This is a genomic window from Streptomyces sp. NPDC030183 (genome assembly GCF_055573455.1).
On sequence record NZ_JBVIBK010000008.1, the window covers coordinates 164,773 to 179,827 of the forward strand.

General features: G+C 71.6%; 10 protein-coding genes and 1 pseudogene. 7 read left to right on the forward strand and 4 right to left on the reverse strand.

The genetic code is table 11. The features are described from left to right. Nucleotides 1-111 precede the first annotated feature (111 nt). From ACZ4Z2_RS12150 to ACZ4Z2_RS12160, 3 genes are all read left to right on the forward strand, one after another. Complete coding sequence (locus tag ACZ4Z2_RS12150; RefSeq protein WP_468074925.1) at nucleotides 112-1,767, forward strand: succinic semialdehyde dehydrogenase; 1,656 nt, start codon at nucleotides 112-114, stop codon at nucleotides 1,765-1,767. A 79-nt stretch (nucleotides 1,768-1,846) separates the two neighbouring features. Beyond that, nucleotides 1,847-3,658: a GMC oxidoreductase gene (locus ACZ4Z2_RS12155; RefSeq protein WP_468074927.1), complete on the forward strand. Its 1,812-nt coding sequence runs from the start codon at nucleotides 1,847-1,849 to the stop codon at nucleotides 3,656-3,658. A 284-nt stretch (nucleotides 3,659-3,942) separates the two neighbouring features. Beyond that, complete coding sequence (locus ACZ4Z2_RS12160) at nucleotides 3,943-4,671, forward strand: hypothetical protein (RefSeq protein ID WP_468074929.1); 729 nt, start codon at nucleotides 3,943-3,945, stop codon at nucleotides 4,669-4,671. 838 nt (nucleotides 4,672-5,509) lie between these two features. On the opposite strand, the gene ACZ4Z2_RS12165 is transcribed toward ACZ4Z2_RS12160, so the two are convergent. Further along, on the reverse strand, nucleotides 5,510-5,959 hold the full coding sequence (locus ACZ4Z2_RS12165) for a chorismate mutase (protein ID WP_468074931.1): 450 nt from the start codon (nucleotides 5,957-5,959) through the stop codon (nucleotides 5,510-5,512). A gap of 458 nt (nucleotides 5,960-6,417) precedes the next feature. On the opposite strand from ACZ4Z2_RS12165, the gene guaA reads away from it, so the two are divergent. Beyond that, entirely contained in the window at nucleotides 6,418-7,998 is a 1,581-nt protein-coding gene (gene guaA, locus ACZ4Z2_RS12170) for a glutamine-hydrolyzing GMP synthase (protein ID WP_468074933.1), read from the forward strand. Between the two features lie 62 nt (nucleotides 7,999-8,060). Here guaA and ACZ4Z2_RS12175 read toward each other — a convergent pair whose 3' ends face one another. Continuing rightward, a complete protein-coding gene (locus tag ACZ4Z2_RS12175) occupies nucleotides 8,061-8,570 on the reverse strand; it encodes a pyridoxamine 5'-phosphate oxidase family protein (RefSeq protein WP_468074934.1) in 510 nt (169 codons plus the stop codon). Between the two features lie 211 nt (nucleotides 8,571-8,781). Between ACZ4Z2_RS12175 and ACZ4Z2_RS12180 the strand changes: the two genes are divergently transcribed. After that, nucleotides 8,782-9,576: a class II aldolase/adducin family protein gene (locus ACZ4Z2_RS12180; RefSeq protein WP_468074936.1), complete on the forward strand. Its 795-nt coding sequence runs from the start codon at nucleotides 8,782-8,784 to the stop codon at nucleotides 9,574-9,576. Nucleotides 9,577-9,618: 42 nt separating this feature from the next. Here ACZ4Z2_RS12180 and ACZ4Z2_RS12185 read toward each other — a convergent pair. Then, nucleotides 9,619-10,342 (reverse strand): annotated as a pseudogene (locus ACZ4Z2_RS12185) (DUF4429 domain-containing protein). A gap of 333 nt (nucleotides 10,343-10,675) precedes the next feature. On the opposite strand from ACZ4Z2_RS12185, the gene ACZ4Z2_RS12190 reads away from it, so the two are divergent. Together ACZ4Z2_RS12190 and ACZ4Z2_RS12195 are read left to right on the forward strand one after the other, a co-directional pair. Further along, nucleotides 10,676-11,929, forward strand: coding sequence for a hypothetical protein (locus tag ACZ4Z2_RS12190; protein WP_468075105.1), 1,254 nt, complete (start codon nucleotides 10,676-10,678; stop codon nucleotides 11,927-11,929). A 316-nt stretch (nucleotides 11,930-12,245) separates the two neighbouring features. Next, nucleotides 12,246-12,779 carry a DoxX family protein gene (locus ACZ4Z2_RS12195; protein WP_468074938.1) on the forward strand — a complete coding sequence of 178 codons (534 nt, stop codon included), beginning with the start codon at nucleotides 12,246-12,248 and terminating at the stop codon, nucleotides 12,777-12,779. Nucleotides 12,780-13,379: 600 nt separating this feature from the next. On the opposite strand, the gene ACZ4Z2_RS12200 is transcribed toward ACZ4Z2_RS12195, so the two are convergent. Next, the gene (locus ACZ4Z2_RS12200) at nucleotides 13,380-14,969 is read right to left on the reverse strand and encodes a PspC domain-containing protein (protein WP_468074940.1); all 1,590 of its coding nucleotides are present in this window, start codon (nucleotides 14,967-14,969) and stop codon (nucleotides 13,380-13,382) included. Between the last annotated feature and the right edge of the window lie 86 nt (nucleotides 14,970-15,055).

Consider the following 15,055-nt stretch of genomic DNA (forward strand, 5'->3'; position numbering starts at 1 on the left):
GCGCTGATCAGCGCGTTCGTGCCACTGATCACTGGCATGGTGTGTGCGGCCGGTGAAAGCCTGTTACCGCCGGGTACCCAAAGTCGTCCGCTCCGGAATACCCTGCGCGTCATGACGGACTCGCAGGCCCCCGAAAAGACCGGCACGACCGCCACGGGCACGACCGGCACGGTACGGACGACCGGCACCAACCCCCTCGCACCCGCCCCGGCGGGCGCCCGTACCGCCGCCGACGTGGTCACCCCCGAACTGGTCGCCCAGCTCACCAAGGGCGTGGTCGGCTCCGGCCGGACCGCCAACCACACGCCGTTCACCGGCGAGAAGCTCGCCGACCTGCCCGAGTCCACCCCCGAGGACGTCGAGAAGGCGTACGTGCGGGCCCGCGCCGCGCAGGAAGTGTGGGCGCAGGTGCCCGTACGCGAACGCGCCGCCGTCCTGCTCCGCTTCCACGACCTGGTGCTGGAGCGTCAGGCCGAGGTGCTCGACCTGATCCAGCTGGAGACCGGCAAGGCCCGGCTGCACGCCCACGAGGAGGTGCAGGCCGTCGCGGTCGCGGCCCGCCACTACGGCCGCAAGGCCCCCGCGTACCTCAAGCCCAAGCGGCACGCCGGCGCCGTACCGACCCTCACCAAGGTCGTCGAACTCCGCCACCCGCGTGGTGTGGTGGGCCAGATCGCCCCTTGGAACTACCCGCTCGAACTCTCCGTCGGCGACGCCATCCCCGCCTTCGTCGCGGGCAACGCGGTCGTGATGAAGCCCGACACCGAGACGTGTCTGACCGCCCTGTGGGCGCGTGACCTGCTCGTCGAGGCCGGTCTGCCCGCCGAGGTCTTCCAGGTCGTCCTCGGCGAGGGCCCGGTCATCGGCCCGGAGGTCGTCAGGCACGCCGACTACGTGTCCTTCACCGGCTCCACCCGCACCGGCCGCGAGGTCGCCCAGGGCGCCGCCGCCCGCCTCGTCGGGGTCTCCCTCGAACTGGGCGGCAAGAACGCCATGCTGGTCCTGGAGGACGCCGACATCGAGAAGGCCGCCGCCGGAGCCGTCCGCGCCTGCTTCTCCTCCGCCGGTCAACTCTGCATCTCCATCGAGCGCCTGTACGTCCACGAGTCCGTCGCCGACGCCTTCCTGGAGCGCTTCGCCGCCCGCACCAAGGCGATGCGCCTCGGCACCTCCCTCGCCTACGGCGCCGACATGGGCTCCCTCGTCGGCGACCGCCAGCTGGAGACGGTCACCCGGCACGTGGACGAGGCCGTCGCGAAGGGCGCCAAGGTCGTCGCCGGCGGCGTCGCCCGCCCCGACATAGGCCCCTACTTCTACGAGCCGACCATCCTCGACGGCGTCACCGAGCCCATGGCCGTCTGCTCCGAGGAGACCTTCGGCCCCGTCGTCTCCGTCTACCGCTTCACGGACGAGGACGCGGCCATCGACGAGGCCAACGCCACGGCGTACGGCCTCAACGCCTCCGTCTGGACCAAGGACGGCCGCCGCGGTCTCGCCGTCGCCGCCCGCCTGCGCGCCGGCACGGTCAACGTCAACGAGGGCTACGCCTCCGCGTACGGCAGCGTCCAGTCCCCGATGGGCGGCATGAAGGACTCGGGCCTCGGCCGCCGCCACGGCTCCGAGGGCATCCTCAAGTACACCGAGGCCCAGACGGTCGCCCAGCAGCGCCTCCTCCCGATGGCCCCGTCCTTCGGCATGGACGACGAGAAGTACGCGCAGTTCATGAGCACCAGCCTCAAGGTCATGAAGGCGCTCCGGCTGCGCTGACAGCCGCGCCCCTCCGGCTGCGCTGACACCCGCGCCCCTCCGGGGGCGCGGTACGCACCGTTCTCGATGAGGAGAGCACGTGTCATACGACTACGACGTCATCGTCGTCGGCTCCGGCTTCGGCGGCAGCGTCACCGCCCTGCGCCTGACCGAGAAGGGCTACAGGGTCGGCGTCCTGGAAGCGGGGCGCCGCTTCACCCGTGACTCCCTGCCCAAGAGCTCCTGGGACCTGAAGAACTACCTCTGGGCCCCCGCCCTGGGCATGTACGGCATCCAGCGCATCCACCTGCTCGGCAACGTCATGGTGCTCGCCGGGGCCGGAGTGGGCGGCGGCTCCCTCAACTACGCCAACACCCTGTACGTCCCGCCGAAGCCCTTCTTCGAGGACGCCCAGTGGAAGGACATCACGGACTGGCAGGAGGAGCTGAAGCCGTACTACGACCAGGCCCGCCGCATGCTCGGCGTACGGCTCAACCCGACGATGACCCCGTCCGACGTGCACCTGAAGGCGGCCGCCGAGCGGATGGGCGTCGGCGACAGCTTCCACATGGCCCCGGTCGGCGTCTTCTTCGGTGACGGCGAGGACGCCGACGGCAAGGCCAAGGCCGCGCCCGGCGAGCAGGTCCCCGACCCGTACTTCGGCGGCGCGGGCCCGGCCCGCAACGCCTGCACCGAGTGCGGCGAGTGCATGACCGGATGCCGCCACGGCGCGAAGAACACCCTCAACGAGAACTACCTCCACCTCGCCGAGAAGGCGGGCGCGGTCGTCCACCCGATGACGACGGTCGTCGCCCTCACCGAGGACTCGCAGGGGGGCTTCGCCGTGACCACCCTGCCCACCGACCAGCGCCGCAGGGCGGGCCGGGGCGGGGGCGGGGGCAGGGGCGGTTCCGGGGGCCGTGTCTTCAAGGCCCGCCGGGTCGTCCTCGCCGCCGGCACCTACGGCACCCAGACCCTGCTGCACCGGATGAAGGCCAGCGGCCGGCTGCCCCACGTCTCCGACCGCCTGGGCATGCTGACCCGCACCAACTCCGAGGCCCTGGTCGGCGCCCAGACCGACGACCGCCGCTACCGCAAGGCCCATGGCGCCGACGTGGACTTCACCCGGGGCGTGGCCATCACCTCGTCCATCCACCCCGACGAGAACACCCACATCGAGCCCGTCCGTTACGGCAGGGGCTCCAACGCGATGGGTGGTCTGTCGATCCTCCAGGTCCCGTACGCGGGGAGCACGGCGTCGGGCGCGTCGCGCGTGTTCGGCTGGCTGTCCCACGCGGCCAGACATCCGCTGCTGGTGGCCCGTTCGCTGTCCAACCGCCGCTGGTCGGAGCGGACCATCATCGGCCTGGTGATGCAGTCCCTGGACAACTCGCTGACGACGTATCTGAAGCCGAAGGGTCCCGGCAAGGGCCTGCTGACCGCCCGGCAGGGCCACGGCGCCCCCAACCCCAAGCAGATCGAGGCCGCCTCGGCAGCCGCCTCCACGATCGCCGCCGAGATCAACGGTTTCGCCGGCAGCAACGTGGGCGAACTGATGGGCACCCCGCTCACCGCGCACTTCCTCGGCGGCTGCCCCATCGGCGCCACCCCCGAGGAGGGCGTCATCGACCCGTACCACCGTCTCTACGGCCACCCCGGCATCTCGGTCGTGGACGGGGCCGCGGTCTCCGCCAACCTGGGCGTCAACCCGTCCCTGACGATCACGGCCCAGGCGGAGCGCGCGATGTCGTACTGGCCGAACAAGGGCGAGCCCGACCGCCGCCCCGCCCCCGGAGCGGCGTACGAACGACTCCTCCCGGTGGAGCCGGTGAACCCGGCGGTCCCGGCGGACGCCTTCGGCGCGCTGCGACTGCCGCTGATGCCGGTGCCGACGGTGCCGCCGAAGAAGTAGGGCAGTCGGCCGCCGAAGCAGCGGGGCTGCCGTTCGGCGAGAAGCGGAGAAGGACCCGCACCCCCCTCCGAGCGCGGGTCCTTCTCTCGTGTGCCAGGTGTGACCAGCGAGGCATGCGAAGGGTTGCCCTCCGGATCACGATTTCTTGGAGTGACGTGAGTCACATGTGAATGTGGCCGGAGTGACGCAACGAATTCCTGGGTCTGGCTGTCACATACATGTTCGATGGGTCCGGTGGGGCCCGTGTGAGTCATGAGAAGCGCAAGGCGTAAAGGGTGGGGGACATGAAGTCGAAGATGTCGCGGGCAGCGGTGGCCGTCTCGGTCGTGGCCACGCTGGGTCTCACCGCGGCGTGCGGTGGCGGCGGTGACGACAAGGACGCCGAGAAGAAGCCGTCGGCGGGCTCCTCCGCCCCGGCCGACAAGCCGAAGGAGCCGGCGGGTCAGGGCGCCCTGACCGAGGCCCAGCTGCAGAAGGCCGCGCTGGCCAAGGGTGACGTCAAGGGCTACACCATCGCCGACATGCCGGCGGATGACATGCCCGCCGAGACCGTTCCCGCGGAGCCGGCCGCCTGCCAGCCCATCGCGAACATGTTCTTCTTCACCTCGGACCCGCAGGCCAAGGCCCGCGCCGGACGCACGGTCACCCCGAAGGACGAGCTCTCCGGCAGCGTCATCTCCCTCGCCCTCGCCGCGCATGAGCAGAGCGACGCCGAGAAGGTGATGGCCGACCTGCGCAAGGCGACCGAGAACTGCACGAAGTACGAGCACGTCGGCAACAAGTACTCCGGCATCGAGGCCCTTCCCGCCCCCGAGCAGGGCGACGAGGCCGTCTCCTACAAGATGAAGGGCGACATCGAGGGCGCCAAGATCCCGATGTCCTTCACCGTGGTCCGCAGCGGCTCGACGCTCATCGGGTTCTACTCGATGAACATGCTCGACGCCGACAAGGCGAAGGTCCCGGCGGAGGTCCTGGAGGCCCAGGTCGCGAAGCTGGAGAAGGCGGCGGGCTGAGAAGCGGCGGGCTGAGACGGCGGTCGGCTGACAAGCGGCGGGCTGACAAGCGGCGGGCTGACAAGCGGCGGGCTGAGAAGCGGCGGGCTGAGACGGCGGTCGGCTGAGAAGCGGCGGGCTGAGAAGGCGGCCGGCTGAGAAGTCGGCGCGCTGAGACAGGCCGGTGCGACACCGGCCCGGTGGGGGCGCTGCGGCGCCGCTGCGGTCGTGACATGGTGAAGGGCCCCGCGGGTTTCGTCCCGCGGGGCCCTTCACCGTCAGCACCGACGTCAGGGCAGCGCCGGTGCCTCGCAGCGGCGCCGGGGGGTCGCGCCGCTGGTGGGGGGTGGATGTCGGACCGCGCACGGGGCGCGGTACCTGGTGTCGGCCCTGGGGTGCGGGCTGCTCCTGCATCGTGGGGGCGGCTGACGGCCTCCGAAACCGTGTCGCCGCCCTCGGAACAGTCCGCCGGTCGGCCCCGGGCGTCCCCGGAGCCGACCGTTCTCTTGAGTGACCGGGCTGCTGTCCCCTGCGGTCCGGTCACAACCCTGGAGCGAGGTCCCACGGCGCACGGCACGATCCGTACGCCTCATCGCTCCAGCGGAGCCACGCGTGGTTCTTTCGGACCCGGACCTGGCTGGCACGGGCACCGGGACCAACGAAGCGCGCCGTGCGGCGGTCACGCGCCGTACGGGTGAGTCGGCAGGCGTACGTACGTGCGCCCTGCGTGCGCCGTGGCCGTCGCCGGGGGTGCGCGTGGGACGGGCCGGGGGCGGCCCAGGGAACGCGTGGGAGAACGGCCCAGGGATGGGCGGGGGCGGGGCGTCGGGTGAGGGCCCGGGACCTGTGGCCCGGCGGGTCAGATGCGGCCCCGGCACAGCTCCAGCAGGGTCATCGCGAGGGCGGTGCCCGGCTTGCCCAGGGCGTCGCTGTAGTGGGTGAGGACCTCCATCTCCCGGGAGAGGTTCACGCGCCGGCCGCCCGACTCGATCCGGGCCTTCTGGATCACGGCAGACACCGCCATCCGTTCCTGCACCAGTCCGATGATCCGGTCGTCCAGTGCGTCGATCCGCTCGCGCGCGCCACCGATCAGGCCCGCGGCCTCCGCGGTCCGAGCGCCGGTCCTCTCGGTGGCGGTGGCCCTCGGGACGCCCGCGGTCCTCTTCGTGGCGGCCGTCGTCTCCTCCGCGGTGGGGGTGGCGGCGGGGGGCGGGGTGGTTGCGGTGGCGGCGGTCGTGGCGGCGGCGGTCATGGCGGTGGCGGCGGTCGTGCCGGTGGCGGTGGTCTTCTCGGCGGTCGGGGTGGTCATCGTCGGAACTCCTCGTGTCCTGTCCGGTCCCGCACCCCGCTCCGACAGTTCCCGGAAACGTCAGGCGCCCCGGACCTTGTCGGCCCGGGGCGCCTGGGGAAGTCGCTTGTCAGTAGCTCAAGCAGCACGACCATGGCAGCCGGTGGGCCGGTTGCCATAGGTAAAGACGAAGGTCGAGTGCGCGAACATGGGCGCCAGTATGCCACGGCTCCGGAAGACCACGGTTTCCGCTGGGGCCAGGGCGCGGGGGCGGCCGGGGTGTGGGCGGGCAAGGGTGAGGGCGGGATCCGGGGTCCGGGGTTCGGTGTGGGCCGGGGTTCGGTGTGGGCCGGGGTCCGGTGTGGGCCGGGGGTCCGTTGGTGGCCGGGGGCGGAGCCTCCGGTGGGCCCGCACGACGACAGCGCACCCCGGTAGACTCGGCCACACAGACCCCCGCCCGACCCGCCGGAAGGCACCCCGTGTCATCAGCGACCTCCGCTGCCGCCGCCCCCGACACCGTCCTGGTCGTCGACTTCGGCGCGCAGTACGCCCAGCTCATCGCCCGCCGCGTCCGCGAGGCCCGGGTCTACAGCGAGATCGTGCCCAGCACCATGCCGGTCGCGGAGATGCTCGCCAAGAACCCCGCGGCGATCATCCTCTCCGGCGGCCCCTCCTCGGTCTACGCCGAGGGCGCCCCTCGCCTCGACCGCGAGCTCTTCGAGGCCGGCGTCCCCGTCTTCGGCATGTGCTACGGCTTCCAGCTCATGGCCACCACCCTCGGCGGCACCGTCGACAACACGGGCGCCCGCGAGTACGGCCGTACGCCGCTGCACGTCACCAAGTCCGGCTCGACCCTCTTCGAGGGCACCCCGGACGAGCAGTCGGTGTGGATGTCGCACGGCGACGCCTGCTCCGCCGCCCCCGAGGGCTTCACCGTCACCGCCTCCACCGACGTCGTACCGGTCGCCGCCTTCGAGAACGACGAGAAGAAGCTGTACGGCGTCCAGTACCACCCGGAGGTCATGCACTCCACGCACGGTCAGCAGGTGCTGGAGCACTTCCTGTACCGGGGCGCCGGACTGACCCCGTCCTGGACCACGGGCAATGTGATCGAGGAGCAGGTCGCCGCGATCCGCGAGCAGGTCGGCGACAAGCGCGCCATCTGCGGCCTCTCCGGCGGCGTGGACTCCGCGGTCGCCGCGGCCCTCGTGCAGAAGGCCATCGGCTCCCAGCTGACCTGCGTGTACGTCGACCACGGTCTGATGCGCAAGGGCGAGACCGAGCAGGTCGAGAAGGACTTCGTCGCGGCCACCGGCGTCCAGCTGAAGGTCGTCGACGCGGAGGAGCGGTTCCTCAAGGCGCTCGCCGGGGTCTCCGACCCCGAGGAGAAGCGGAAGATCATCGGCCGCGAGTTCATCCGCGTGTTCGAGCAGGCGCAGGCCGAGATCATCGCGGACGAGGGCCCGGCGGTGGAGTTCCTGGTCCAGGGCACCCTGTACCCGGACGTCGTCGAGTCCGGCGGTGGCACCGGCACGGCCAACATCAAGTCCCACCACAACGTGGGCGGCCTCCCCGAGGACCTGGAGTTCCAGCTCATCGAGCCGCTCCGCAAGCTCTTCAAGGACGAAGTCCGCATGGTCGGCCAGGAGCTGGGCCTGCCCGAGGAGATCGTCCAGCGGCAGCCGTTCCCCGGGCCCGGCCTCGGCATCCGGATCGTCGGCGAGGTCACCAAGGACCGCCTCGACCTGCTCCGCGAGGCCGACGCCATCGCCCGCGAGGAGCTGACGGCGGCCGGCCTCGACCGCGACATCTGGCAGTGCCCGGTGGTCCTCCTCGCCGACGTCCGCAGCGTCGGCGTCCAGGGCGACGGCCGCACCTACGGCCACCCCATCGTCCTGCGCCCGGTCTCCTCCGAGGACGCGATGACGGCCGACTGGTCGCGACTGCCGTACGACGTCCTCGCCAAGATCTCGACCCGCATCACCAACGAGGTGCGGGACGTCAACCGCGTGGTCCTGGACGTGACGTCCAAGCCGCCGGGCACCATCGAGTGGGAGTAGCCCTCCTCGGGTGAGGAAGGGTCCCGACTCGGGTGGGCGAGCCGCCCTCCTCGGGCGGGCACTCAGGTCCGTTTGAGAGTGCGCACCGGCGCTCCGGGCTTCCAGACCTGGACGACCAGATACGTCTCGTCCTCGACGTAGGTCCGTACGACCTCCGTCAGCTCGGTGCGGAAGAGGTGGAACGGCTCCGGCGGTTCCACCTCTTCGCCGTACGCGGCCTTGACGGCCGGATCCTCGACCTCCACCGCTCGCCCGCTGATCCGCACGTCACCTCCGCCCATCCCGGTACCGGGACCGGGGTTGGCCTGCAACGCGAACCGGGGGTCGCGGCGCAGGTCGAGTGCCTTCAGCGAGTCCGGCATCATCCCCAGCCACAGCTGTCCTCCGGTGAACCTGACCTCCAGTCCGGTCGTGCGCGGCGAGCCGTCCCGGCGGAGGGTGGCGAGGACGTGATGGGTGAAGGCACCGAAGCGGGCCTCCACGGTCCGGGCGAGATCGGGTTCGGCGGCGGTGAAGGCGGCCCAGTCGGCGGCACCCTCCGCCGGGACGGCGCGTGGTGTGTTTCCTGGCATGGGACGAGTCTGACGCGGATACCCGACAACCACTGTCCGGTTACCCCGAGCGACTGACGGCTCATCCCTGGGTGGTGTCCGACCGATGGGACGCTGGCGCGCTTCTGTGACTTGCGTAACGGTTGCGCACTCTCTTCAGGGAACGGACCTGTTCCGTATGGGCGACCGACGGTAACTTCCGCTTCGTAAAGGAAGTCAGTCTGGAGGACACATGCACGGGCCCACACCGCCCCTGCCCCTACCCACCGACCAGCTGCGGTTCGCCATGCCGCCGATGCACGAGTCGGTGGAGGACGAGCGGCGGCACCGCAAGGAACGGCTGGCCGGGGCCCTGCGGATCTTCGGACGGCTGGGGTTCGAGGACGGCGTCTCGGGGCACATCACCGCCCGCGATCCCGAGTTCAGCGACTGCTTCTGGGTCAACCCCTTCGGGATGTCGTTCAAGCACGTCACCGTGAGTGACCTCGTCCTCGCCAACCAGGACGGCCAGGTCATCGAGGGCCGCTACCACGTGAACCAGGCCGCCTTCACCGTCCACGCCCAGGTCCACGCCGCGCGCCCCGACGTCGTCGCCGTCGCCCACTGCCACTCGGTGCACGGCCGCGCCCTGGCCGCGCTCGGCGAACTGCTGGAACCCATCACCCAGGAGTCCTGCGCGTTCTACGAGGACCACGCGCTCTACGACAACTACACGGGCGTCGCCGTGGACGCGGACGAGGGGCGGCGGATCGCGGCGGTGCTGGGCAGCCGCAAGGCCCTGGTCCTGCGCAACCACGGTCTGCTGACCGTCGGCGACTCGGTCGACGCGGCGGCGTGGTGGTTCCTGTCGATGGAACGCTCCGCGCAGGTCCAGCTCACCGCGAAGGCCGCGGGCCGCCCCCTCCTCGTCGACCACCGACTGGCCGTCGCGACACGCGAACAGGCGGGCGGTGACCTGGTGGCGTGGATCAACTACCAGCCCCTGTGGCAGGACATCAGCCGAAGCGAGCCGGACCTGCTGAGCTGACCCACCCTGGCCCACCCTGGCCCACCGGGGAGGTGGGGGCGGTCAGAAGTCGCGCAGCACCGCCACCTTCGTGGCCGCGAACTCCTCGTCCGTGAGCAAGTCCGCGACCGCGTCCGTCTCCACGTCGGCGGGGGCCACTCAGACCCCGTCGCGGTGCAGCTCGCCCAACTCGCGCAGCCGCCGCAGCAGCACGTCGTGATGGCCCGGGACGGGGGGCGGGACAGGGGCGACGGCTGCTGCCGTCTGCTGCGGGAGCTGTCCCGGGGCGGAGGCGGGGGCCGTCCTCTGCGGCGGGAGGGGTGCCGCGGCTTCGACCGCCCCGGCGCTGTCCGTGGGGCTGTCGGTCCTGGTCGACGGGTGGGGAAGGCGGCGTCACGGCCGCCGCCACCAGCGCCGTCAGCAGATCACGGCGCGCGCTGCCCCAGAGATCGAGCGCGTACGGGTCCTTCTCGGGCGGCAGCTCGGAGAACACTGTCTCGCGGGTCACGAACCGCAGGAACCCGTCCTCGTATCCGGAGTTCGGCAACCACTCCACCTGCGCCAGATCGCCGATGCCGATGATCCGAGGACCGGTCGCCCGCTTGACCCGCAGTCGGCCCCGCCTGCGCTCGGGCTCGTAGACGACCCCCGACACCGCTTCCAGCGGAACCGTGACCTCCCCGTACGTCTGCCGGAACAGCGCGACGGAACGGTGCAGCCCCGGCGTGATCCGGACCGTGCTCCCGTCGAAGGCCCAGGTCCCGTCCCGCTGGATGATCTCGGCCATAGGGAGATTCTCCCAGCCGGGTCAACAGGACGACCCGTACTTCACCCCGCGCTCTCCTTGCACCTGATGCCCCTGCCGGGCACGGGCCGCCCTCCGTACGGCACAATTCGCTGTCATCGCGAAGCACTTGTCCGGCCGCACGCCTGTGGTAGTGAGCGGATGTACGGACGGCGCCCCGCGACGGCGGTGACGGCTTCGATGACGGTTGACGGCGTCACGACGGTGACAGCTTCGATGACGGTGACGGCGAATGCCGAGGACAGCGGACGCAGAGGCGTGCGCGGCGCGGGGAAGGCGGGCTCGGGCGTGGCGGTGCAGGAGGCGAGAGGGGGCATGGGCTCGGGTGCCCATGAGGGCGGATGCACGTGCGGGGACTGCCCGCACGGCGCGCGCACGGGACACCGTCGCGCGGTCGCCGAGTTCCTGCTGAAACGCGAGGAGTTCGCCTCCGGGCAGGGCCTGCCCGCGGCGGTCGCCCACTCCGCGTCGGCCTCCCGCCAGTGGGTCTCCGACGAACTCACCCAGTCCGCCGCCGTCGTCGCCGAACGCGGCCGCGTCGAGGGCGAGGCATGGCTCGGCCGGCTCTGGCTGCGCACGGCGCTCGTCGTCTGGGCCGCCGTCGTGGCCCTGCTCCTCGTCCAGGCGCTCACCGCGATCGGCGCGGGCTGGACCGTCGCACGCACAGCCGGGCTCGTCGCCGCCCTGCTGGTCGCCGTGGCGCTCACCGGCGCCGGCTATCTGCACCGTGCGCGTGGCGGAGCCCTCGCCCCGGTCATCGGCGAGGACAACCGCCTCTCCACGTCCCGCGCGATCGCCGCCGGCTGGGTCCTCTTCGTCGTCTTCTGCGTCCTCGTCCTGGTCGGCCGTCTGGCCGGGGCCTCCGACCACCGTGAACGCGACGCCCTCATCGCCGGGTTCGAACTCGCCCGCGGCGCCGGCATCGTCACCGTCCTCGCCGTGGTCTGCGGCATCGCCGTCCTCGTACGCCGCGTCGTCGGCCTCCGTGTCCTCGGCCAACGCCTCCAGAAGGTCCGCGCCCACCGCCCCCGCGCCGCCGACCTCCTCACCGACGACTCCTGCCGGGGCAGCTTCACCGACATCCAGTACGTGACCATCTGCGCCGTCGCCCTGGTCTTCGCCGCGGTACGCCTGGCCCGCCGCCCCGACCAGCTCCCCGACCTCCCCTGGGGCCTCGCCCTCCTCGTCCTCGTCTCGGCTGCCACCTACGTCGCCGGCAAGTACGCCGAGGGCGGCCGCCCCGTCATCCTCTCCGTCGTCCGCGCCCGCGAGGCCGGCGACCTCGACGCCCCCATCCGCAACGGCGACGACATCGAGATCCGCGGTGCCGGCTTCGTCCCGCCCGGCGCCCAGACCGCCGACCGCCTCTCCCGCATGGTCGTCCGCATCGGTCCCGTCCACGTCCACGTCCCCCTCGTCCCGGTCACCGGCGGCTTCAGCAACCCCACCGACGCGGTCCTCACCGTGCCGGTCCCCGCCGACGTCGAACCCGGCAAGGTCGACGTCCAGGTCGTGACCGCGGCGGGCGTGGAGACCAACCGCTACACCATCGAGGTCTCAGCCGACTGAACGGTCACGGGCACGCGCGCTTCGGTGTCCGCCGGGCGCGCTCCGAAGCCACCGCCCGCTGGGTCGGCGGCGCCGAGGGCCTGCCTCTTGTGGCCTCCCCGCCCTGGACGCCACGACCGGGGTCGCTGGGGGCGTGTGTGGGAGGTGAGGGGGAGTGGCGTGAGGGGGGAGGGGCCTGGGCCGTGGGGCCGCCTCCCTCGGGACGAGATCACCCAAGCCGGAAAAACTGCTCCGCGTCCTTGAGCCTTCCCACCCCTCCGAACGTATCGTCTGTTGAGGGGTCAACGGCACGGCGGACAAGAGGCGGCGCAGACTGATGACTCACGGTACTCGCACGGACTCCCACACCCCCTACCTCGACGGCGGCCACGACTGGCGAGACGCGGCCACCCGCTACGCCCTCCTGCCCCTGCGCGTCTTCCTCGGCGTCACCTTCATCTACGCCGGCCTGGACAAACTCACCGACAGCGCGTTCATGGCCGAGTCCGGCTCCGGCTCGATCGGCGACATGATGAGCGCCGCCCGCGACGCCTCAGCCATCCCGGCGTTGATCGACATGGCCCTCAAGAACCCCGTCGGCTTCGGCTACGCCATCGCCATCGGTGAACTGGTCGTCGGCATCGGCACCCTCATCGGTCTCCTCGCCCGCCTGGCCGCCTTCGGAGGCGCCCTGATCTCCCTCAGCCTGTGGCTGACGGTCAGCTGGTCCTCCAGCCCGTACTACTACGGCAACGACCTCCCCTACCTCATGGCCTGGATCCCCCTGATCCTCGCCGGCGCCCCCATCCTCTCCGTCGACGCCGCCCTCCGCTCCCGCCGCACCAGGCACCGGGTCGCCAACTACCGCTGACCCTCGCACCGTCCTCGCGGCCGACTTACGGTCCTGATCTTTTGGACCTCCTGCACTCCTGCTCCGGCGCCACTTGCGGTCGCCGATAGCCGCCGTCCCCGTGGTGTCCCCCCAGGCATCGATCCGCACAGAGGCCCAGCGACGCGGCCCGTTCAGCGAGGACCCCCGGCCCGTTGTCGAGGGCCGCGACACGGCCTTGGCCTGCGCACCACGTGGGCGGCCGGGGCGGCGGTGACGGGCCAACGCCTTGATGATCCGCTCGCGCGGTGCCCCACCCTTGCCCCACCGCCCCCGTGCCGGCCGGGTCAGCCCAGTCCACCCTCACCCGGCGACTGCCTGTCTCCGGGTATCTGCCCCGTCGATCCCGCAGACCTCGCCGATCCCGATCCGGCCAGTCCTCCCCTTCCCGCCCGGCCGGACGCCCGATGGCCCCGTATCGAGTGGTGTATGGAGGCCACGGCGCCCGCGAGGCACAGGCCGCCGAAGGTGAGCGGTAGGACGACGAACCACGGTGTCTCCCACGCGCCGCCCGCATCACCGAGGTAGATCACGCCGGCGGCGGTCACGAAGAGTCCGCCGACCAGCTTCCCGGGCTGGAAATCATGCCGCAGCACGGGCCACCTCCGCCTGTCCCAGACCGACCTCCAGGTCGAGGGTGATCGTCCCGCCGCTCCCTGAGCCCTTGGCCGGTGACAGTGTCAGACGATCGCTCTTGTCCGGCGCCACATCCACGTCCTCCTTGCCTTCGCCCGGCAGCTGGATGTCACCGAAGCCCACCTGGACGTCGAGCCGTACTGTCACGTCCGACGGGACCACGACCTTCACCTTGCCCGCCCCCACTTCCACACTCGTGGACAACGTCTGGCCCTTCGCCAGGTCCACCCGCGTCAGATCCAATGTGCCCACCCCCGTCCCCAACTCGTACCTCGCTGCCACGTCCGCGGCCTTCCCGGGCGCCCACTCGGTGCGGGCCCAATTGGTGGTGATGTTCGACGGGAGCGCCGCCGCGCACGCCAGCAGCCCCGCGGTGACAAGGGCCAGGAAGACCGACCCGGCTCCCGTCCGGCCCAGGAAGGCGCTCACCGCCATGCCCAGGCCGAACACCACCAGCGCGCAGGCCAGCCCCGTCTGCACACTGGCCGCCAGCGTGTGGTCCCCCCACGTCGCGGTGGTGCCGAGACCACCGGCGAGCAACGCCAGCAGGAAGACCCAGCCGCCTATCCAGCGCGGCCCGGGCGGCTTCGGCGCGCCCATGGTGCGTATGTCCTGCCGGGAGGGAGCGCCCCGGGCGATGTTGACCGCCGCGGAGATGTCCCGCCCATGGGTCTCCCAAGGGCCCCACAGATAGCCCGTCCCGCCGACGTGGGTGCCGTCCTTGACTATCGGATCCCGCCACCACGACGGGTAGGAAGCCGCCACGGGGGGCGCCTGGGCCTCCGGCGGTGCGTCGGCGACGGCCTGGGCCGCCAACGGGTCGGGGTCGGGAGTGCCGCGCTGACGCGACCAGTACCCCGCCCCGGCCAGGAGGAGGGAGACGATCACGGAGAACGTCAGGACGGTGCTGTTGCCCAGCATCGTGAGGAACACGCCGCAGCCGACGAGCGCGAAGAGCACGGCTGCCAGAGCCTGACCGTCGACACGGCCCGTGAGCAGCTTCCTCACCTCGTTCTCCTCCTCGTCGTCGTACGGCACGAACAGCCAGGCGAAGCCGTAGAAGATGAGGCCGAGCCCGCCGGTCGCGGAGAGCACCGCGAGCACGATCCGGAAGATCACCGGGTCCATGTCGCACTGCCGCCCGAGGCCGGCGCAGACACCGCCCAACATCTTGTACTTCCGGTCGCGGCGGAACCCCTGAGGAGTGAGCGGGGCGCCGACGGCAGCGCCGGGAGCGGCCTGGTTCGTCGGACCGGCAGAGCCGCCGGGAGCGGCTTTGCCCTTCGGACCGGCAGAGCCGCCGGAAGCGGCTTGGCCCTTCGGACCACCTTCACCCGGGGCACCTGGACCACCTGGCCCGGCCGGGGCACCTGTCCCATCCTGGCCACCCCGGTCGTCCGTGCCCTCGTGCGCGCGCGGCTCCTCCTCCGCCGTGCCCGGTGGGGGCACGGCGTCCTGCGGCTCGTTGGTCGGCCGCTGGGAGTCGGGGCCCGAGCTGGGTCCCGACTCCGATGCCGCGTGCTGGTGATCCGTCATGCGTCCATCGTGACCGCCGTGCCGGTTCGACGGCAGTCGGGATGACCCTGGTCGAACCCTGATATCCGCCCGGGGATGTGTTCGAT